Raw genomic sequence first — 19,444 nt, forward strand, 5'->3', positions numbered from 1 at the left:
GGGGGGAAAGAAAAGGTGCCAGCATTGGCTGGCACCGGTCTGCCAATGTAGCGGCTGAGGGCGCGCTTGCAAAGGGCAGCGGGTCAGGAAGCCTGACGCAAGGCCACCTGTGCGGGGGCGAAATGGCAGGTAAAGGTGCTGCCATGGCCGGGTACGCTGCTGATTTCCAGGCGCGCCCGATGGCGCAGCAGCACATGCTTGACGATGGCCAGGCCGAGGCCGGTGCCGCCGGTATTGGAGGCGCGGCTGGAGTCGACCCGGTAGAAGCGTTCGGTCAGGCGCGGGATGTGCTTGGCGTCGATGCCGATGCCCGAATCCTGCACGCTCAGGTGCGCACCCTGGTCATCGGCCCACCAGCGAATGCGGATCTGGCCGCCGTCCTGTGTGTACTTCACGGCGTTGAACACCAGGTTGGAGAAGGCGCTGCGCAGTTCCGCCTCGCTGCCCTTGAGGCGCACGCCGGGGTCGGCTTCCAGGCTGATTTTCTGCTGGCGCTGGCCGGAGAGGGCCTGGGCATCGCCCTTGATCGACTGCAACAGCGCGTCAACGGCCACGGGCTGGTTGTCGGAGGGGTAGTCGGTGGCTTCGAGCTTGGCCAGCAACAGCAGGTCGTTGAGCAGGGTCTGCATGCGCCCGCCTTGCTGGTGCATCTGCTGCAAGGCGCGGACCCAGCGCGGGTTCACCTCCTCGACGTTGTCCAGCAGGGTCTCCAGGTAGCCGGCAATCACCGTCAGCGGCGTGCGCAGCTCGTGGGAGACGTTGGCGACGAAGTCCTTGCGCATCTGTTCGAGCTGATGGATGCGGGTGACGTCGCGGACCAGCATCAGGTGCTCGTTGTTGCCGTAGCGAGTGATGTGCAGCTGGATGCGCAGGCGGTCGCTGATCGGCGAAGGGATTTCCAGCGGCTCAAGGTAGTTCTCCTGCTCGAAGTACTCCTTGAAGCGCGGGTGACGCACCAGGTTGCTCACCGGCTGGCCGCTGTCTTGTGGGGTTTTCAGGCCCAGCAGGGTTTCGGCGGCGCGGTTCCACCATTCCAGGTTGCCATCGCTGTCGAGCATGATCACCGCGTCTTTCAGCGCGGCGGTGGACTCCTGCACCCGGTCGATCACCGCTTGCAGGCGCCCGCGCACGCGCTGGTCGCGGCGTTGCAGGTGGTAGATGCTGTCGAACACCTCGCCCCACAGGCCATAGCCGTCGGGCGGTGCTTCATCGGGTTGGTGCTGGCGCAGCCATTCGTGCAGACGCAGCAGTTGCTTGAGGGTCCAGCCCAGGTAGAGCGCCAGGCCAACGGCCAGGCTCCAGCCGTAGTAGCCGCTGATCAGGCCCACCAGCAGGCAGGTGGTGATCAGCAACAGCATGTGGCGTATCAGGGTGCCATGCCAGTTCTGGTTCAATTAACGACGCGTCCTTTCAATCAATTGCTTGGCGATAAACAACGGCTCAGCTTTTGGTCGAAAAGCGATAGCCGGTGCCGCGGACGGTTTGTACCAGATTTTCGTAAGCCTCACCCAGCGCCTTGCGCAGGCGGCGGATGTGCACATCGACAGTGCGCTCTTCGACGTAGACGTTGCCGCCCCACACCTGGTCGAGCAACTGGCCACGGGTGTAGGCGCGCTCCTGGTGGGTCATGAAGAACTGCAGCAGGCGGTATTCGGTCGGACCCATCTCGGCCGGCTTGCCGTCGATAGTCACGCGGTGACTGATCGGGTCGAGCAGCAGGCCGCCCACTTCGATCGGCGCTTCGCCATCGCTCGGCCCGGCACGGCGCAGCACGGCCTTGAGGCGGGCGACCAGCTCGCGGGGCGAGAACGGCTTGGTGATGTAGTCGTCGGCGCCGACTTCCAGGCCCTGGATCTTGTTGTCTTCCTCACCTTTGGCGGTGAGCATGATGATCGGGATGTCGCCGGTCAGCTCGTCACGCTTCAGGCGGCGGGCCAGCTCGATGCCGGAGGTGCCCGGGAGCATCCAGTCGAGCAGGATCAGGTCCGGCTTGCGGTCGACGATGATGGCGTGGGCCTGCTGGGAGTTTTCCGCTTCCAGGCAGTCATAGCCGGCCATTTCCAATGCAACGGCGATCATCTCGCGAATCGGCGCTTCGTCGTCGACGATCAGAATGTTCCTGCCAACCATGCTCAAACCTCTTGCCATTCAGGTGTATTGGCCCGCATTAGATAACGGAATTATTGCAGTCGTGTGACAGGTAGGGGGCATTGCAGCAACATTCGGTTACTAGGCTAGGCTAAAAAGCCCCACCTACTCGAAAAATGGTGACGCCAATGACACGACATACGCTGAACTGGATGGCACTTTTTACCACGCTTGCCCTGGCCTTGCCGGGGGTGGTGCAGGCCGCGCCGGGCATGGCCAAAGACGGCAAGCTGGTCGACCACAAGGGCATGACGCTTTATACCTTCGACAAGGACTCAGGCGGCAAGTCGGCGTGCAACGGCGACTGCGCGAAAAACTGGCCGCCGTTCATGGCTGAGAAGGGCGACCCGGCAGAAGGCATGTGGACCCAGATCAAGCGCGACGACGGGTCGATGCAATGGGCCTACGACGGCAAACCGTTGTACACCTTCGTCAAGGACGCCAAGACCGGGGACATGACCGGTGACGGCATGAAGGACGTCTGGCACGCGGCCAAGCCATGAGCCAGCGCCTTGCGCTGGCTGCCTCGGGTCAGCGCAGGGCGTAATCCAGCACGATGCCGATGAACACGATCAAACCCGCCCAATGGTTGTGCAGGAAGGCCTTGAAGCAGGCATCGCGGTCCAGGTTGCGCGTGTGCCAGAACTCCCAGGCAAAGCACAGCACCGCCCCTACCAGGCCCAGGTGGAACCAGCCGCCCAGTTCGAAGCGGTTGCCGGCCAGCAGCAGGCAGCCCAGCGACAGCAACTGCAGGGTCAGGATGATCACCCGGTCGGCCTCGCCGAACAGGATCGCGGTGGATTTCACGCCGATCTTCAGGTCATCGTCGCGGTCGACCATCGCGTAATAGGTGTCGTAGCCCACGGTCCACAGCACATTGGCGATGTACAGCAGCCAGGCAATGGCCGGCAGCTCACCGGTGGCGGCGGTGAACGCCATCGGGATGCCCCATGAATACGCCGCGCCCAGCACCACTTGCGGGTAATAGGTGTAGCGCTTCATGAAGGGGTAGCAGGCGGCCAGCGCCACGGCGCCGAATGACAGCCAGACCGTCGTGGCATTGGTGCACAGCACCAGCAGGAAGCTCACCCCGACCAGCAAGGCAAACACTGCCAGGGCTTCCCGGCCGCTGATGCGGCCCGCCGCCAATGGGCGGTCGGCAGTGCGTTTGACGTGGCCATCGACCTTGCGGTCGGCGAAGTCGTTGATGGCGCAACCGGCCGCGCGCATCAGGATCACGCCGAACAGGAATATCAGCACGTTGGCGACGCTCGGCGAGCCTTTGCCGGCAATCCATACTGCCGACAGCGTGGGCCACAGCAGCAGGTAGATGCCGATCGGCTTGTCCATGCGGGTCAACTGGAGGAAGTCCCAGGCCCTGGGGTGCACGCGGTTCAGCGACTTGAGCAGGCTCAGGTACATCAGCGCACCTCCGGGGTGTCTGCGGCCTGCCATAGCGCAGGCAGGAAGATTTCGGCGACCAGCACGCCCAAGGCGTCACGGTCAAAGCGCGAGCGTCGCGCCCAAAGCTGCGGCTCAGCGTTCGCGGCGGGCAACCAGGCGGCAGGGTAGCGGCACACTTCGATGGCCTGGCGGGCGAAGCCCTGGGCGCAGAACAGCAGCTCGCCGAGCGAACGGCTGCCCAGTGCTTCCAGGTCCAGCCCGTCGCCGCTCAGCGCCGCACGGCCGGCCACGCTGCGGGCGAACACCCACGGCTGGTCATGCCCGCGCAGGTATACCTCACGCACCCAGCCTTCGCTGCCCGGGGCCAGGCCAAGCGCCAGGCATTCGTCTGCGCGCAGGGTCTGCCAGCCTTCGTACAAAGGTGTGACGGAGAAATGATCGGCGGATAATTGGGTAAGACGGCGGGTCAGCGAGCCCTCGTCAAACAACCAGTCGAGGGTGGCGGGCGCGACGCTGGCGGTGCACAGCGCGGTTTGCTGTAGCCAGTGTGCAGCGGGCACTTGCGAGGTTTCGTACGGCACGGTCGGTATGCGGTTACAAGCCAGTGAGGCGCCGAGCTTAGCATGATTGCCCGTTTCGGCTTGCATCGAGCCACCAGCCTCAGTACAAAGCCCTCCTGACGATCGACAGCAGTAGCGGTCGCAAATAGCCTGAGTCTTGAGGAAAGCAGCAATGAAAAAGTGGCAATGCATCGTGTGTGGCTTGATTTACGACGAAGCCATGGGCTGGCCGGATGACGGCATCGCCCCTGGCACCCGCTGGGAAGACGTACCGCAAGACTGGCTGTGCCCGGACTGCGGCGTCGGCAAGATGGACTTCGAGATGATCAGCATCGGCTGATTGTCCAAACCGAACCTGTAGAGGAAGCAAGGCATGACCGATCCAGTGGTGATTGTCGGTACGGGGCTGGCGGGCTACAACCTCGCCCGTGAATTTCGCAAGCTTGATGGCGAGACGCCGTTGCTGCTGATCACCGCGGATGACGGTCGGTCCTATTCCAAGCCGATGCTCTCCACCGGCTTTGGCAAGAACAAGGACGCCGATGGCCTGAGCATGGCCGAGCCGGGGGCGATGGCCGAGCAGCTCAAGGCCGAGGTACGCACCCACACGCGCATCAGCGGCATCGACCCGGGGCACAAGCGCCTGTGGATCGGTGAAGAGCAGGTGCACTACCGCGACCTGGTATTGGCCTGTGGTGCGCAAACCATACGGGTGCCGGTCGAAGGCGACGCCTCGCAGGCGATCTTCCCGATCAATGACCTGGAAGACTACGCACGCTTTCGCAGCGCCGCTGCGGGCAAGCGCCGGGTGCTGATCCTCGGTGCCGGCCTGATCGGCTGCGAGTTCGCCAACGACATGAGCGCCGGCGGTTTCGAGATCGACCTGGTGGCGCCGTGCGAGCAGGTCATGCCGACCTTGCTGCACCCGGCTGCCGCTGCGGCAGTGAAGGCTGGCCTGGAAAGCCTGGACGTGCGCTTCCATTTGGGCCCGGTGCTGACGCGCCTGCAAACGGTGGCTGACGGGCTTGAAGCACACCTGTCCGATGGCAGCGTGATTGCCTGCGATCTGGTGGTTTCGGCGGTCGGCCTCACGCCGCGTATCGACCTGGCCGCTGCGGCGGGTTTGCAGGTCAATCGTGGGGGGATGGGGGGGTGGGGGGTGGAAAACTCCCGCGCCCAATTTGGTGGCCTGGGGGGCTGGGCTGAAGTTGCGTGCCCCAACCGGCTGTGCGGCGGGGTTGCAGGCAATGGGGTGATGGGCACGGAGCTGAAAACCTCACACGCCAATATCTATGCCCTGGGTGACTGCGCTGAAGTTGACGGCCTCAACCTGCTGTACGTGATGCCGCTGATGAGCTGCGCGCGCGCCCTGGCGCAGACCCTGGCAGGCAATGCCACGGCGGTCAGCTATGGGCCGATGCCGGTCACGGTGAAAACCCCGGCGTGCCCGCTGGTGGTGTCCCCGCCGCCACGTGGCCGCGAAGGCCAATGGACGGTCGAAGGGCAGGGTGGCGACCTCAAGGTGCTGTGCCACGACGCCGATGGCCAACTGCTCGGCTATGCCCTGACGGGCACCGCGGTGATGGAGAAACTGGCTCTAAACCGCCAGCTTCCGGCCCTGATGGCTTAAATAGCCGTCGTTCTGTCGGAAACCCCCTTTGATTGCCCCCACAATGGCCGCCCAGAGACTGGCGCGGCCTGTGGTAGCGTGCCATTCTCACACCCGTCTGCCGCAGTTTAGAGCCTGCGGTGCCTTGGGCGCTGCTCTTGAAGGGCAGCACGGCATAACAACAAAAAAACCGTCTCAAAGGGGCTAATCCATGCGTAAACCAGAACTTGCCGCAGCTATCGCTGAAAAGGCTGACCTGACCAAAGAAAAGGCCAACCTCGTGCTGAACGCCGTGCTGGAGTCGATCACCTCGGCGCTGCACAAAAAAGACAGTGTGACCCTGGTGGGTTTCGGGACGTTCGAGCAACGTCATCGTGGCGCGCGTACGGGCAAAAACCCGCAAACGGGTGAGCCTGTGAAGATCAAGGCCAGCAATACCGTTGCCTTCAAGCCGGGCAAAGCCCTGAAGGAAAGCGTCAACTGAGCGGATGCTCCACACGATTTGCAGTAGAAACGGGCACCTCATGAGGTCAGCCTTGCGGCAGCGGCTACACGCTCAAATAAGCAAGATCATGCCGATAAAGTCGCCGTTACAGGCGGCAACGAAATAGAAAAGTAGCCTTCAGTCGCGAAAAAGATAAACTGCGCACGCCAGTCACTTTAACGCCGAGGCGTACACATGAAGTTCCGTTTCCTTCTCTGGGCCATGGGCATGCTGATGGCCAAGGCCAGCCGCAAGAACCCGGCTTTCCAGCAACAATTGCAGGACAAGCAGCTGGTCTTCCAACTGCAGACCCTGGACGGCAAGGTCGCTCGGCATTTCACCGTCAAGGACCAGCGCATCAGCAGCAAGGGCGGTACCCACCCTGAGCCGGCCTTCGCCATCGCCTTCAAGGACGCCGACTTCGGCTTCGCCACGCTGCAAGCGAAGAACAAGCAGTTGGCATTCATGCAGGGGATTCAGGAAAAGTCGATCCAGATCAAAGGCAATCCGGCCCTGGTGATCTGGTTCCAGGGCCTGATGAAGTACCTCAAGCCGAAAAAGAAGGCCTGACCCTTGCGGTCAGGCTTCTGCGCCTTAGTGCTGGGAGAACTGGGAAGCCAGTTCCCGTAGCAGCACTTCCGCTTCCAGCACCTTGCTCACCACATCCTCGGCCTTCTCGCGGGTAATGCTCAAACGTTCGAGCAACTCGTCGGGGATGCATTCGTCCGGCCCGGAACCGATGCCACGTGTGCGCAACAGGCGCACCGCCAGGCACACCAGGTTGGGGAACGCCGCGTAGTCACCGTCATAGTGTGGGTCGTGCTGGAAGCGCAGGGCGGTAGCCAGCTCTTCGGGCATGTCCCAGAAACGCATCAGCCAGGCGCCGATCTGTTCACGGCTGATGCCCAGCAAATGCTGCTCGACATAGCTGTGGCACAGGTGCGGGTTGACCTCGAGATGGCGGCAGATCAGCGAGAAGTGCGGCGGGAACACATGGGCCAGCAGCAGGTAGCCGAAGTTGTGCAGCAGCCCGGCCAGGTAGGTCAGGCCAGCTTCAGGGCGTTCGGCGCGCGGCATGGCGCGGGTCAGCCCTTCGATGACGGCGGCGGTGTAGATCGACTGCTGCCAGTACGGGGTGGCCGTTTGTGGGTGGTCCTTGGGCAGGCTCAGGGTCTTGCCCAGTGCCAGGCCCAGCGCCAGGTTGATTACCAGATCAAAACCCAGCACGCGGACAATGGCGTCTTCCACCGAGCGGATCTTGCCCGGCGAGGCGTAATACGGCGACGCCGCCCAACTGACCACCTGGGCCGCCAGCGCCGGGTCGGTTTCGACCACGCCGGTGATGTCGTCGATGGTGGCGTTGGGGTCGACCCGCAGCTTGATGATTTTTTGCGCAGTCTCGGCCAGCGGCGGAATCTCGATGGTCGCTTCCAGGCGCTGTTGGATGCGCCGCGCGGTGAAGGCTTGCACCGCCTTGGTGATTTCAGTGCTGTCGTCGCCCGGGCGATCAAGGTTCGGGCGGATGCTGGTCAGCAACTCGCCGAACTCGCCGAACTGGCCGGCACTGGCCTTGCTGAGCATCTTCTTGAAGTCGTCGCGCGGGATTTCCAGGAGCAGCCCGGCTTCGCCCGAATGCACCAGCAGAGCCTCCTCACGCAGCAGGCTCTCTTCGTACAGGCAAGGTGAGCTGGTCAGCGCCGGCAGCCCGGGCAGGATGCTCAGGCCATGCTTGTCGAGCATGTGCTTGAGGCGCTCCAGCGGCACGGCGGCCAGGGTGCGGCCGGTCAGCTCGGTCAACCGGTTGAGGTCGAGCAGCTGGTTCTGCGGGAACAGCACCATCAGGGCGCCCACGGCATCATCGAGCAGCACGGCCTGCACCTTGCGCGCAGCTGACAGGTGCGGGTGATCGAGCACTTCGCCATAGGCGACGCCGAGCTTGTCGAGCAGCAGCCGGATTACAGACGGAGCGTGGGGGGTTGCGGTATCCAAAGCAACTTCAGTCATGGTCTGTATCCAAATTCTTTACAGTCGCAAGAGTATAACCAGCTTGGCGCGCCAGCTGGATCCATTCTGGTACGGGCGTCACACTTGGCCATATTGTTGGCCATGCCGTAGCCAACGCTCCAGCAGCGGGCTGACGTGGTCGGGCCAGCGCGCAAGCAAGGCCTGGGCGGCATCGCGCACGGCGGGCAGCAGGTCGGCATCGCGCATCAGGTCGGCGACCTTGAACTGCAGCAGGCCGGTCTGGCGCGTGCCGAGCATTTCCCCGGGGCCGCGTAGCTCCAGGTCCTTCTCGGCAATGATGAAGCCGTCGTTGGTCTCGCGCATGATGCCCAGGCGCTCGCGACCAATCTGCGAGAGTGGCGGGTGATAGAGCAGCACGCAATGGCTGACGGCGCTGCCCCGGCCTACCCCGCCGCGCAGCTGGAGCAACCGGGGTGGCAATCAGCAGTTGCAGGTTGCCCTGTTTGAACTCGGCCATCACCGCCGCTTTTTCGGCAGGCTTCATGCGCCCGTGGATCAGGCCCACGCGCAGCTCACCCAAGGCGCTGGTGAGCTCCTCGAAGGTGGTTTCAGCCGCCTGGCAGGTCAGTTCTTCGGATTCCTCGATCAGCGTGCAGACCCAATAGGCCTGGCGGCCTTCGGCGCAGGCGGCGCGCACTCGCTCGACCACTTCGAAACGCCGGCTGTCGGTCACCAGCACGGTGTTGACCGGGGTGCGGCCGGGCGGCAGTTCGTCGAGGATCGAGGTGTCGAGGTCGGCGTAGGCGCTCATCGCCAGGGTCCGCGGGATGGGCGTTGCAGTCATGATCAGCTGATGCGGGCACATGCGCCCGCCGACGCCTTTCTGGCGCAGGGCCAGGCGCTGCTGCACGCCGAAGCGGTGCTGCTCGTCGATGATCACCAGGGCCAGGTTGTGGAACTTCACTTCATCCTGGAACAACGCATGGGTGCCGACCACCATCGGTGTGCCACTGGCGATCTGCTCCAGGGCGGCGACGCGCGCCTTGCCCTTGAGCTTGCCGGCCAGCCATGCCACGTCGATACCCAGGGGCTCCAGCCAGCGCTTGAAGGTGATGTAGTGCTGTTCGGCGAGAATCTCGGTGGGTGCCATCAGCGCGACCTGATAGCCAGCCTCCAGCGCCTGCAGCGCGGCCAGGGCGGCTACCACGGTCTTGCCGGCACCGACATCGCCCTGGACCAGGCGCAGCATCGGCTCGGGCTGGCTCAGGTCGTAGGCGATCTCGTTGCCCACGCGCTGCTGCGCGCCTGTCGGCTTGAAGCCGAGGTTGGCCAGGTACTGGGCGGGCAGGCGGCTGGCCTTGGCCAGTGCAGGCGCACGCTGGGCCCGCAGGCTTTCACGCAGGCGTTGTTGGGACAGCTGATGGGTCAGCAGCTCCTCGAACGCCAGGCGGTGCTGGGCCCAGTGATGGCCTTCGGCAAGCTCGTCCACGTCGGCATCGGCCGGTGGCCGGTGCAGGTAGCGGATGGCATCGTCCAGGGGCGCTAGCTGGTAATCGCGGGCCAGCTCGTGGGGCAGCCAGTCGGGCAGGCTGCGCGGGCCGAGCATCGACAGGCTCTGCTCGCACAGCTGGCGCAGGCGTTGCTGGGTCAGGCCTTCGGTGGTCGGGTAGATCGGCGTCAGCGTGGTGTCCACTGGCGGCGGCTCATCGCCGGTGAGGGCGCGGTATTCAGGGTGGTAGATCTCAAGCCCGGACGCTCCCGGGCGTGCTTCACCGTAGCAGCGCAGGTGGGTGCCGCGTTTGAGGCCATCCTTCTGCGCGTTGCTGAAATGATAGAAGCGCAGGCTGAGCACGCCGCTGCCGTCGCCCAGGCGCACCAGCAGGCTGCGGCGCTTGCCCATGACCACATCGACGCCACTGACCACCCCTTCGATTACCGCGTCCTGGCCCGGGCGCAAGGCGCCAATCGGCACCACGCGGGTGCGGTCCTGGTAGCGCAGGGGCAGGTGGAACAGCACGTCCTGCAGGTTCTCCAGCCCGACCTTGGCCAATTTCTCGGCCATGGCTTCGCCAACGCCCTTCAGTGCGGTGACCGATACCGTCGACAACTCGGTCATGGCAATGACCTACTGTGCCGAGGGTGGCTTGGCCACCGAGCACAGGCGAATCGAGTCGGCGAGGATCTCGATGGCCTTGGGTCGTGGGAAGCTGGCGCGCCAGGCGATGGCCACGGTGCGGAACGGCACCGGAGGGCTGAGTGGGCGCACTTCGATGACGCCTGGAGCGTAATGGTGGCTGTCCACCGCAGACAGCGGCAGGATCGAAATACCCAGGCCCGAGGCAACCATGTGGCGGATCGTCTCCAGCGAGCTGGACTCGACCGTGGTGTGCTTGGCGCCGTCATGGCCCTTGGTCAGGGTCGGGCAGGCTTCCAGCACCTGGTCGCGGAAACAGTGGCCTTCACCGAGCAACAGCAGGCTCTTGTCGTTGAGCAGGCTGGCATCGATGGTTTTTTTCTGGGTCCAGGGATGCTCGCTGGGCATCAGCACGTAGAACGGCTCGTCGTACAGCGGCAGGGTCAGTACGTCGGCTTCGTTGAACGGCAGGGCGATGATCACCGCGTCCAGCTCACCGTTGCGCAGCTTGTCGCGCAACACGTTGGTGAAGTTTTCTTCGATGTACAGCGGCATCTGCGGGGCGACCCGGTGCAGCTGTGGAATCAGGTGGGGGAACAGGTACGGGCCAACAGTATAGATGGCGCCGACTTTCAGCGGGGCAGTCAGCTGGTTCTTGCCGGCCTGGGCCAGTTCGCGGATGCCTTGGGCCTGCTCGAGGACCTTCTGCGCCTGGGCGACGATGCCTTCACCGACCGGCGTCAGGCGTACCGCGCTCTTGCTGCGTTCGAAGATCAGCACGCCGAGCTCGTCCTCCAGCTTTTTCACGCCCACCGACAGGGTCGGCTGGCTGACGTGACAGCGCTCAGCGGCATGGCCGAAGTGCTGTTCTTGAGCGAGGGTGACGATGTAGCGCAATTCTGTGAGGGTCATAACGTGCGTCCATGAAGTTGCGGCCCCAGCATAGCGGCTGCAATCGATAGACGCACGTTATCAGACTTGGCTCTTTGTATCAGAAACAAGCTTTCAGCGTTTATCCAGCGAGTACACGAAGGGGGCCACCACTTCGATACTGCCGTTGTTGAGCAATTCCCTCGGCGGTGCCGGCACAGGCTGGGCCTTGCGGATCATTTCCAGGGTCGCGCGATCCAGCGCGGCACTGCCCGAACCACCGGCCAGCGAGTAGGACAGGATCTTGCCTTCACCATCGACCACGAAGCGCAACCGGTTGATCCCTTGCAGGCCGCGACGACGAGCGTCTTCCGGGTAGCGTTTGTACTTGCCCAGGTGCCGCAGCAGGTCACTCTGCCAGGTCGGCAGGGCGTTGCTGTTGGTGGCGATGCTCGGTGCCGGTGCAGCCGATTTTTGCGCAGGCGCATTGCTCGGCGGCGTGTCGACCGGTTCCTGGTCGGCAGGCTTCTCCTGTGGCGGCTCAGGCTTCTTCTCCGGCTTTGGCGGCTGGGGTTTGGCCTTGGGCTTGGTCCGCCAGCACGATCAACAGGCTACCGCCGTAACGCGTCATTTTATGCCGCGTATTGATCATTTCTTGGCTGCCGTCTCAAGCCCTACCAAGCCAACCTTCAGGTAACCGGCAGCACGCAGGGTATTCATGACTTCCATCAGATCGCCGTAGTCCACGCCCTTGTCGGCCTGGAAGAAGATCGTGGTTTCCTTGTCGCCCTTGGTCTTGGCGTCCAGCAGGGCGCCGAGCTGGTCGCGCTGGACCTGCTCTTCACCCACGTAGACGTTCTGGTCAGCCTTGACGCTCAGGAAGATCGGCTTCTCGGGGCGCGGTACCGGCTTGGCGGTCGAGGCCGGCAGGTCGACCTTGATGTCGACCGTTGCCAGCGGCGCTGCCACCATGAAGATGATCAGCAGGACCAACATGACGTCGATGAACGGCGTTACGTTGATTTCGTGGTTCTCGACGAGATCGTCGTCGCCCTCTTTAAGATGCAGGCCCATGGCTTACCCCACTTTCACCATGTGTGGCGCAGCGGAACGCTCGCCTGGCTGGTGGTCCAGATCGCGGCTGACCAGCAGCAGGACCTGCGCCGAAGCGTCGGAAACCTGGGCCTTGTAACCGGCGATGGAGCGGGCGAAGACGTTGTAGATGACTACGGCAGGGATGGCCGCAACCAGGCCCAGTGCGGTGGCCAGCAGCGCTTCAGCGATACCTGGAGCAACCACGGCGAGGTTGGTGGTCTGGGTTTTGGCGATGCCGATGAAGCTGTTCATGATGCCCCACACGGTACCGAACAGGCCGACAAACGGCGCGGTCGAACCGATGGTTGCCAGCACGCCGGTGCCGCTGCTCATGTTGCGACCGCTGGCCGCTACCAGGCGCTCCAGACGGAAGCTGACACGCTCCTTGATACCTTCACGCTCGCGGGCGTTGGCCGACAGGTGCATTTCTTCCTGGGCATCGGTCACCAGCAGGTGAGCCAGGGTGCCCGGCTTGTTCGCGGTGTCGGCGGCGTCCTTGAGGGTGGTGGCTTTTTTCAGCTGGGCGATTTCGCTGCGCAGGCGACGCTTGGCGCCCATCAGCTCGAAGCCTTTGGCGATCCAGATGGTCCAGGTGATGATCGAGGCGATGGCCAGGCCGATCATGACCGCCTTAACGATGATGTCGGCGTTCTGGTACATGCCCCATGGCGACAGGTCGTGTGCCATGCCCAGGTTGGCTTCTTCTACCAGGCCTTCTTCACCGGTGTCTGGCACCTGGCCTTCAACCGGCGCAACGGCCGCAGCGGCGGCTGGGTCGGTGGGCGCTGCGGCGTGCTCGGCAGCTGCCGGGGCAACGGCTGCTGCTGGGGTTGCCGGGGTGGCGACAGGCTCATCGGCCATCGCGGCCGGGGCCAGCACCAGGCTGAACATCAGCGCGGCAATGGCGCGCCAGGCGCGCGACATGGTTGGCGAAGCGGAAGGTTGAATACGTGTCATGCTGGCCGGACCTGATGAAGAAGAAAGAGGTTTAATGTCCTTCAAGGCCTCGAAACAGGCCGAGAACAAAAATTTGGGTCGCTATTATTGCAAGTAATTCTTAATAGCAGAAGCAATAAAGCTGCTTTTTTTCGAATGATAGCTAGCCGCCTATCGATTTACGTGGATAGGCTGTGGCTTTGAATGACGGAGTTTAGAGATGTCTGCGCCTTCAGTTCTGATCGTCGGTTGTGGCGATGTGGGTGGCCGTTTGGCCAAGCAATTGCTCGTCGACAACTGGCAGGTGAGTGGCCTGCGCAGGAATACTGGCGCTTTGCCGGCTGGGGTGTCGGCCATCGCGGCTGATCTGGACAGCGCCCAGTGCCCGGCCGAGTGGCCAACCGTGGCGCCGGATTACCTGGTGTACTGCGTGGCGGCCAACCAGCACGACGAGGCTGGCTATCGCCTGGCCTATGTCGAGGGGCTGCGCACGGTGCTGGGCTGGCTGGCCGAGCGCGGGCAGCAGCCGCGCCGGCTGTTGTTTGTCTCCAGCAGCAGCGTTTACGCGCAACAGGACGGCGAATGGATTGACGAAACCGCAGCCGCAGAGCCGCAAGGCTACTCCGGGACGGTCATGCTCGAGGCTGAGCAGTTGGCGCTGGCCAGCGGTATCCCGGCCAGCATCGTGCGCCTGACCGGCATCTATGGCCCGGGCCGTGAGTGGCTGCTGAGCCAGGTGCGCCAGGGTTACCGGGTAACCGAGGAGCCACCGTTGTACGGCAACCGTATCCACGCCGAAGATGCCGCCGGCCTGCTGGCGTTCCTGCTCAAGGCGGATCTGCAGGGGCGTACGCTGGATGACTGTTACATCGGTGTCGATGACGCGCCGGAGCCTCTGGCTGAGGTGGTGGCCTGGCTACGCGAGTACATGGGGGTAACCGAGTGGTCGGAGCAGGAGCGTGTGCGCCGGACCGGCAGCAAGCGTTGCAGCAACGCTCGCTCGAAGGCACTGGGCTGGGCGCCGCAGTACCCGAGCTATAAGGAAGGCTACGCCGCGATCCTTGCCGGTCGCGGCTGAGGCTCAGTCGCGTTCGAGCAACCAGCGCCGGGCACCAGGGCGCAGGTCGGGCATGTCGCCCGGTTGCGCCTGGTTCACCGCCTGGAAGATTTCCAGGGTGTCGCCGTCGCGCTTGAAGATCCACGGGTTGCCCTGCTGGTTGCGCTCCAGCCACAGGCTGTCGTATTCGCCGGTCATGGTGGCGCAGTCGCCAGCCAGGCACAGCGCGTAACGGTCCAGTTCGGGCAGGCCGTCAACGCTGCCGTTGGCCCGGAAATGCACGGTTGCACCCTGGCCCGGACCTTCTTCGATCTTCCAGTCACCACCGAGGTAGGCGCTGTACAGCGCCTGCTCGAAGCTGCTGCCCAGTGGCGCTTCGGCGGGGGCGGACTCTTTCGGGCGCTGGAAGTGCTGCTCAGGGCCGGACTGGCTGGCGGCTTGCACCAGCTCCTTGCCATCCAGGCTCAGTGATTCGTTCTGGCCACCGTCGAACGTCACGCTCCACGGGCCTTTCTCATTCATGGTCAAACGGCCTTCGGCGCGCTCAAAGCCATTGCTGTAGCTGGCCTGCGCGGCCGCCACATTGACCTTCCATTCCAGGGCCGGGCCTTTGGCCTGCAGCGCCTGACGCAGGTTCACGCCTTTGGCGGCAGCGTCGATGGCGGCCTGGTTGATCCAGATGCCGTTGTAGTCTTGCGGGCTGTGGCTGGCGCAACCACCCAGCAGGGCGGCCAGCAGCGACAAGGTAAGCGCGTGGCGCATGATGGGGTCCTTCAGGCGGGAGTGATGGCGAGCCGTCCGGCCCGCCACCGGGGGTATTACTCGAGGACCAGGATGGCGTCCATTTCGACCTGCGAACCGCGTGGCAGGGCGGCAACGCCGATGGCGGCGCGGGCAGGGTAAGGCTGTTCGAAGTAACGGCCCATGACTTCGTTGACCTTGGCGAAGTGGCTCAGGTCGGTCAGGAAGATGTTCAGCTTGACGATGTCCTTGAAGGAACCACCGGCGGCTTCGGCAACGGCCTTGAGGTTCTCGAAGACCTGGACGGTCTGGGCTTCGAAGCCTTCAACCAGTTCCATGGTTTTCGGGTCCAGCGGGATCTGGCCCGACATGTAGACGGTGTTACCGGCCTTGATCGCCTGGGAGTAGGTGCCGATGGCCGCTGGGGCCTTGTCGCTGGTGATGACGGTCTTGGTCATGATGACTCCTTGCGGGGGAAGGGCTACGTGCGCATGCGGGTGATGCGGATGACCCCGGTGAGGGCACGCAGTTTCTTGATCACGCGGGCCAGGTGCACGCGGTCGTGCACGCTGACCACCAGTTGGACCACGCTGATGCGACCATCACGTTCGTCCATGCTGATTTTTTCGATGTTGCCGTCGGCGGCGTTGACGCTGCTGGCCAGCAGGGCAATCAGGCCGCGCTGGTGTTCCAGCTCGACGCGCAGCTCGACATTGAATTCGCCGGTGACATCCTTGGCCCAGGAAAGCTGGATGCATTTTTCCGGGTTGTGGCGAATTTCGCTGATGTTGCGGCAGTTTTCCAGGTGCACGACCATGCCTTTGCCCGCCGACAGGTGACCGACAATCGGGTCTCCGGGGATTGGCGTGCAGCACTTGGCGTAGCTGAGCACCAGGCCTTCGGTGCCGCGAATGGCCAGCGGGCCTTCCGGGTTCGGCAGTTGCTCGCCTTCGCTGGACAGCAGGCGGCGCGCCACCACGTAGGCCATGCGGTTGCCCAGGCCGATGTCTTCGAGCAGGTCCTCGATCAGTTCCAGGCGGTACTCGGTAAGAATCGCCTGGGTGCGCTCCTGCGGGATCTTGTCCAGGGCGCTGTCAAAGCCGTTGAGCACCTTGTTCAGCAGGCGTTCGCCCAGGCTGATGGACTCGGAACGGCGTTGCAGCTTGAGCGCGTGACGGATATGCGTACGCGCCTTGCCGGTGACCACGAAGTTGAGCCAGGCCGGATTCGGTCGGGCACCCGGCGCACTGACGATCTCCACCGTCGAGCCGCTTTGCAGGGGTTCGGACAGCGGGGCCAGGCGGCGGTTGATGCGGCAGGCAATGCAGCTGTTGCCGACGTCGGTGTGCACCGCGTAGGCAAAGTCGACCGCCGTGGAGCCTTTGGGCAGCTCCATGATGCGGCCCTTGGGCGTGAATACGTAGACCTCGTCCGGGAACAGGTCGATCTTCACGCTTTCAATGAATTCGAGGGAGTTGCCAGCACGTTGCTGCAATTCCAGTACGCCTTTGACCCATTGGCGGGCGCGGGCGTGGGTGCCTTTGGGTTGTTCGTCGTCGCTGGATTTGTACAGCCAGTGGGCGGCAATGCCGTTGTTGGCCATCTCTTCCATTTCGCGGGTGCGGATCTGGATCTCGATGGGCACGCCGTGCATGCCGAACAAGGTGGTGTGCAGCGACTGGTAGCCGTTGGCCTTGGGGATCGCGATGTAGTCCTTGAAACGCCCCGGCAGCGGTTTGTACAGGTTGTGCACGGCGCCGAGCACGCGGTAGCAGGTGTCGACCTTGTCGACCACGATGCGGAACGCGTAGACATCCATGATCTCGTTGAAGGCCCGGCGTTTGCCGCGCATCTTCTTGTAGATGCCGTAGATGTGCTTTTGCCGCCCGCTGACTTCGCCCTCGATGCCGTCGACCGCCAGGCAGTGGGCCAGCGACTCTTCGATCTTGTTGACGATTTCCTTGCGGTTGCCGCGGGCACGTTTGACCGCTTGCAGGATGCGCGCGGAGCGCATCGGGTACATGGCCTTGAAACCCAGGTCTTCGAATTCGACGCGCACGCTGTGCATACCCAGGCGGTTGGCAATGGGGGCGTAGATTTCCAGGGTTTCTTTTGCGATGCGCCGGCGTTTTTCGCCAGACAGCACTTCAAGGGTGCGCATGTTGTGCAGGCGGTCGGCCAGCTTGACCAGGATCACGCGAATGTCGCGGGCCATGGCCATGGCCATTTTCTGGAAGTTCTCGGCCTGGGCCTCGGCCTTGGTCTCGAAATTCATCTGGGTCAGCTTGCTGACCCCGTCAACCAGTTCGGCGACGGTTTCCCCGAATTGCGAGCTGAGGGCTTCCTTGGCGATGCCGGTGTCTTCGATCACGTCGTGGAGCATCGCGGCCATCAGGCTCTGATGGTCCATGTGCATGTCGGCCAGGATGCTGGCGACCGCAAGTGGGTGCGTGACGTAGGGTTCGCCGCTGCGACGGCGTTGGCCATCGTGGGCTTGTTCGGCGTAGAAGTACGCTCGGCGGACCAGGTTGACCTGGTCGGCACCGAGGTAGGCCGACAGACGATCGGCGAGGGCATCTATGCTCGGCATGCGGTGTTCTCCTGCCGAGGATGGGGGCCCTGCGCCGTACAACGTCGACCAGGCATAGGCTTAGCCGGCCTCGTTGGTCTCTTCCTCACTACCGAAGGCGAATTCCGGCGCGACTTCGACGATGGATTCGGCGGCCAGGAACTCTTCGGTAACGATACCTGCGGCGATCTCACGCAGTGCCATTACGGTTGGCTTGTCGTTTTCCCACGGCAGTTTCGGCTCTTTGCCGCCGGTGGCGAGTTGACGAGCACGCTTGGTAGACTTCATGACCAGCTCAAAGCGGTTATCCACGTGTTCTAGGCAGTCTTCAACGGTTACGCGGGCCATGGTCTTCCTCAAGTAGCAAATGCAGTATTCAGCCCGAATGGGCGAGCGGACTCGATAGTTTAAAAAATCACCAGCCTTTAGGGAAGCGCTGATTTCAATTCGAGCCGCAGTTAAGCTGACAATACCTAGGGTAGGGGCTCTAGTACAACTGTCTTCTCGATCAGCCCAAGGTGGCCAACCGACCTGTGGGAGCTGGCCTCATCGCCGGCAATGCCGGCTCCCACGGGTGTTTTCAGATCAGCGCATCGCGCAAGCGCGGCGTCAGCTCATCAAACAGGGTCTGCACCGAGCGCAGCGCCCGGCAGTCCGGGCGCGTCAGCAACCACAATTCGGTGTCGCACCCCGGCAACGCATCACTCAGCGGCTCGACGCCCGGCAAGGTGTGCGCCATATAGTCCGGCAACGCGGCCACTCCCAGCCCGGCACTGACCAACTGGGCAATCGGCGCGATCCCGCTGCAGCGATAACGCGGCGTCACCCCCGGCAACTGCTCGGTGCGCCAGACCACCGTCGGGTGGTCCTGCATGGAATCGTCCGGCGAGATCCACGGCACGCTGGCCGGTGCCTCGACCAGGCGCGGGCGAAACTCTTCGCGCCCGCAAATCACATACGACGCCGAACCCAGGCAGCGCCCAACAAGGTGCTCCGGCGGCGTGTTGGTCAGGCGCAGGGCCAGGTCGGCGTCCCGCCGGCTGAGGTTGGCAAAGGTGTTCGAGGTCGCCAATTCCAGCGACAGCGCCGGGTACGACGGCATGAACTCGGCCAGCGCCGGCAACAGCAGGCTGTGCAGCACGGCGTCGGTGCAGGTCAGGCGCACCGTGCCGCTGACCACCTGCTCGCCATGTTCCAGGGCCACCCGCGCGGCATCCAGCGCCTGCTCGGCGCGTTCAGCCTGCTCGGCCAGGGCCTGGGCGGTGCCGGTGGGGATGTAACCCTTGCGGCTTTTGACGAACAACGCGGTACCCAGGGCGGCTTCCATGCGCCGGATCGAGCGAAAAACCGTGGAAACATCGACCTTGAGCAGCTCGGCGGCCTTGGCCAGGGAGCGGCCGCGAACCAGGGCGAGTACCAGCGAGAGGTCGGCGTGGCTGATCTGATATTGCATGGATGCACTCTTTACTTGCTGAAATGCCAATGTCTGTTGCGCTGGGGCCATTCTATAGTGAGCCGGCAGGCATGAATCAACTCATGTCTTAGCCGATTTCCGGGACGCACGTCCGAAATGGATGTTCAGCCGTTCCCCCGATGGGATTCCCTAGAAAAACAAACGGACCATCGCCGCCCCCAAGTACTACAGCCCCCGCTTCTTCATTGCCGCCCCGATAAAAAAATCAAAGGATGCCAAGCCATGACGTCGGTCACTCCGTGCGCCATCCCTCTCGACGAGATGGGTGAATTCCTCAAGGCCCACCCTGAGGTTCAATTTGTCGATCTGCTGATTGCGGACATGAACGGCGTGGTGCGTGGCAAACGTATCGAGCGCGCCAGCCTGGTCAAAGTCTATGAGAAAGGCATCAACCTGCC

19 protein-coding genes and 3 pseudogenes are annotated in these 19,444 nt (G+C 63.4%); 7 read left to right on the top strand and 15 right to left on the bottom strand.

From position 1 onward, the window contains the following. Positions 1-83: 83 nt before the first annotated feature. Positions 84-1,358 carry a phosphate regulon sensor histidine kinase PhoR gene (gene phoR / locus M5G11_RS14765; protein WP_273912738.1) on the bottom strand — a complete coding sequence of 425 codons (1,275 nt, stop codon included), beginning with the start codon at positions 1,356-1,358 and terminating at the stop codon, positions 84-86. 82 nt (positions 1,359-1,440) lie between these two features. Next, positions 1,441-2,130: a phosphate regulon transcriptional regulator PhoB gene (phoB, locus tag M5G11_RS14770; RefSeq protein WP_028942483.1), complete on the bottom strand. Its 690-nt coding sequence runs from the start codon at positions 2,128-2,130 to the stop codon at positions 1,441-1,443. 146 nt (positions 2,131-2,276) lie between these two features. On the opposite strand from phoB, the gene M5G11_RS14775 reads away from it, so the two are divergent. Continuing rightward, positions 2,277-2,651, top strand: a complete 375-nt coding sequence (locus M5G11_RS14775; RefSeq protein WP_273912723.1) for a COG4315 family predicted lipoprotein — start codon at positions 2,277-2,279, stop codon at positions 2,649-2,651. Between the two features lie 28 nt (positions 2,652-2,679). Here the strand turns inward: M5G11_RS14775 and ubiA are convergent, their stop codons facing one another. Beyond that, on the bottom strand, positions 2,680-3,570 hold the full coding sequence (gene ubiA, locus M5G11_RS14780; protein WP_273912722.1) for a 4-hydroxybenzoate octaprenyltransferase: 891 nt from the start codon (positions 3,568-3,570) through the stop codon (positions 2,680-2,682). Beyond that, positions 3,570-4,133, bottom strand: a complete 564-nt coding sequence (locus tag M5G11_RS14785; protein ID WP_273912737.1) for a chorismate--pyruvate lyase family protein — start codon at positions 4,131-4,133, stop codon at positions 3,570-3,572. The genes ubiA and M5G11_RS14785 overlap by 1 nt, the downstream gene beginning before the upstream one ends. 151 nt (positions 4,134-4,284) lie before the next feature. Between M5G11_RS14785 and M5G11_RS14790 the strand changes: the two genes are divergently transcribed. The 4 genes from M5G11_RS14790 (at position 4,285) to M5G11_RS14805 (ending at position 6,775) form a co-directional block, all read left to right on the top strand. Then, a complete protein-coding gene (locus M5G11_RS14790) occupies positions 4,285-4,452 on the top strand; it encodes a rubredoxin (protein ID WP_273912721.1) in 168 nt (55 codons plus the stop codon). A gap of 33 nt (positions 4,453-4,485) precedes the next feature. Beyond that, on the top strand, positions 4,486-5,742 hold the full coding sequence (locus M5G11_RS14795; protein WP_273925303.1) for an NAD(P)/FAD-dependent oxidoreductase: 1,257 nt from the start codon (positions 4,486-4,488) through the stop codon (positions 5,740-5,742). A gap of 190 nt (positions 5,743-5,932) precedes the next feature. Then, on the top strand, positions 5,933-6,205 hold the full coding sequence (locus M5G11_RS14800) for an HU family DNA-binding protein (RefSeq protein ID WP_273912719.1): 273 nt from the start codon (positions 5,933-5,935) through the stop codon (positions 6,203-6,205). 195 nt (positions 6,206-6,400) lie between these two features. Further along, on the top strand, positions 6,401-6,775 hold the full coding sequence (locus M5G11_RS14805) for an SCP2 sterol-binding domain-containing protein (protein ID WP_273912718.1): 375 nt from the start codon (positions 6,401-6,403) through the stop codon (positions 6,773-6,775). A 24-nt stretch (positions 6,776-6,799) separates the two neighbouring features. On the opposite strand, the gene M5G11_RS14810 is transcribed toward M5G11_RS14805, so the two are convergent. From M5G11_RS14810 to exbB, 6 genes and pseudogenes are all read right to left on the bottom strand, one after another. Further along, the gene (locus M5G11_RS14810; RefSeq protein ID WP_273912717.1) at positions 6,800-8,209 is read right to left on the bottom strand and encodes an aminoacyl-tRNA deacylase and HDOD domain-containing protein; all 1,410 of its coding nucleotides are present in this window, start codon (positions 8,207-8,209) and stop codon (positions 6,800-6,802) included. 78 nt (positions 8,210-8,287) lie between these two features. Further along, positions 8,288-10,286, bottom strand: a pseudogene (gene recG / locus M5G11_RS14815) (ATP-dependent DNA helicase RecG). Between the two features lie 9 nt (positions 10,287-10,295). Beyond that, the gene (locus M5G11_RS14820) at positions 10,296-11,216 is read right to left on the bottom strand and encodes a hydrogen peroxide-inducible genes activator (protein ID WP_273912715.1); all 921 of its coding nucleotides are present in this window, start codon (positions 11,214-11,216) and stop codon (positions 10,296-10,298) included. A gap of 93 nt (positions 11,217-11,309) precedes the next feature. Beyond that, positions 11,310-11,762: pseudogene (locus M5G11_RS14825) on the bottom strand (energy transducer TonB); the annotation flags it as partial. A 60-nt stretch (positions 11,763-11,822) separates the two neighbouring features. After that, positions 11,823-12,248 (bottom strand): TonB system transport protein ExbD, encoded by a 426-nt coding sequence (exbD, locus tag M5G11_RS14830; protein ID WP_273912713.1) that lies wholly within the window; start codon positions 12,246-12,248, stop codon positions 11,823-11,825. Between the two features lie 3 nt (positions 12,249-12,251). After that, positions 12,252-13,226, bottom strand: coding sequence for a tonB-system energizer ExbB (exbB, locus tag M5G11_RS14835; RefSeq protein WP_273912712.1), 975 nt, complete (start codon positions 13,224-13,226; stop codon positions 12,252-12,254). Positions 13,227-13,425: 199 nt separating this feature from the next. Between exbB and M5G11_RS14840 the strand changes: the two genes are divergently transcribed. After that, entirely contained in the window at positions 13,426-14,283 is an 858-nt protein-coding gene (locus tag M5G11_RS14840) for an SDR family oxidoreductase (protein WP_273912711.1), read from the top strand. 3 nt (positions 14,284-14,286) lie between these two features. Here the strand turns inward: M5G11_RS14840 and M5G11_RS14845 are convergent, their stop codons facing one another. From M5G11_RS14845 to M5G11_RS14865, 5 genes are all read right to left on the bottom strand, one after another. After that, positions 14,287-15,024 carry a hypothetical protein gene (locus tag M5G11_RS14845; RefSeq protein WP_273912710.1) on the bottom strand — a complete coding sequence of 246 codons (738 nt, stop codon included), beginning with the start codon at positions 15,022-15,024 and terminating at the stop codon, positions 14,287-14,289. Between the two features lie 56 nt (positions 15,025-15,080). Then, a complete protein-coding gene (locus M5G11_RS14850) occupies positions 15,081-15,461 on the bottom strand; it encodes a RidA family protein (RefSeq protein ID WP_043861567.1) in 381 nt (126 codons plus the stop codon). Positions 15,462-15,484: 23 nt separating this feature from the next. Next, positions 15,485-17,593: a bifunctional GTP diphosphokinase/guanosine-3',5'-bis pyrophosphate 3'-pyrophosphohydrolase gene (spoT, locus tag M5G11_RS14855; protein ID WP_273912709.1), complete on the bottom strand. Its 2,109-nt coding sequence runs from the start codon at positions 17,591-17,593 to the stop codon at positions 15,485-15,487. A gap of 60 nt (positions 17,594-17,653) precedes the next feature. Then, positions 17,654-17,920, bottom strand: a complete 267-nt coding sequence (gene rpoZ, locus M5G11_RS14860; protein ID WP_273912708.1) for a DNA-directed RNA polymerase subunit omega — start codon at positions 17,918-17,920, stop codon at positions 17,654-17,656. A gap of 232 nt (positions 17,921-18,152) precedes the next feature. Beyond that, entirely contained in the window at positions 18,153-19,025 is an 873-nt protein-coding gene (locus M5G11_RS14865) for a LysR family transcriptional regulator (protein WP_273912706.1), read from the bottom strand. A gap of 243 nt (positions 19,026-19,268) precedes the next feature. On the opposite strand from M5G11_RS14865, the pseudogene M5G11_RS14870 reads away from it, so the two are divergent. Next, positions 19,269-19,444 (top strand): annotated as a pseudogene (locus M5G11_RS14870) (glutamine synthetase); the annotation flags it as partial.

It is taken from the genome of Pseudomonas fontis (assembly GCF_028656955.1).
GTDB lineage: Bacteria > Pseudomonadota > Gammaproteobacteria > Pseudomonadales > Pseudomonadaceae > Aquipseudomonas > Aquipseudomonas fontis.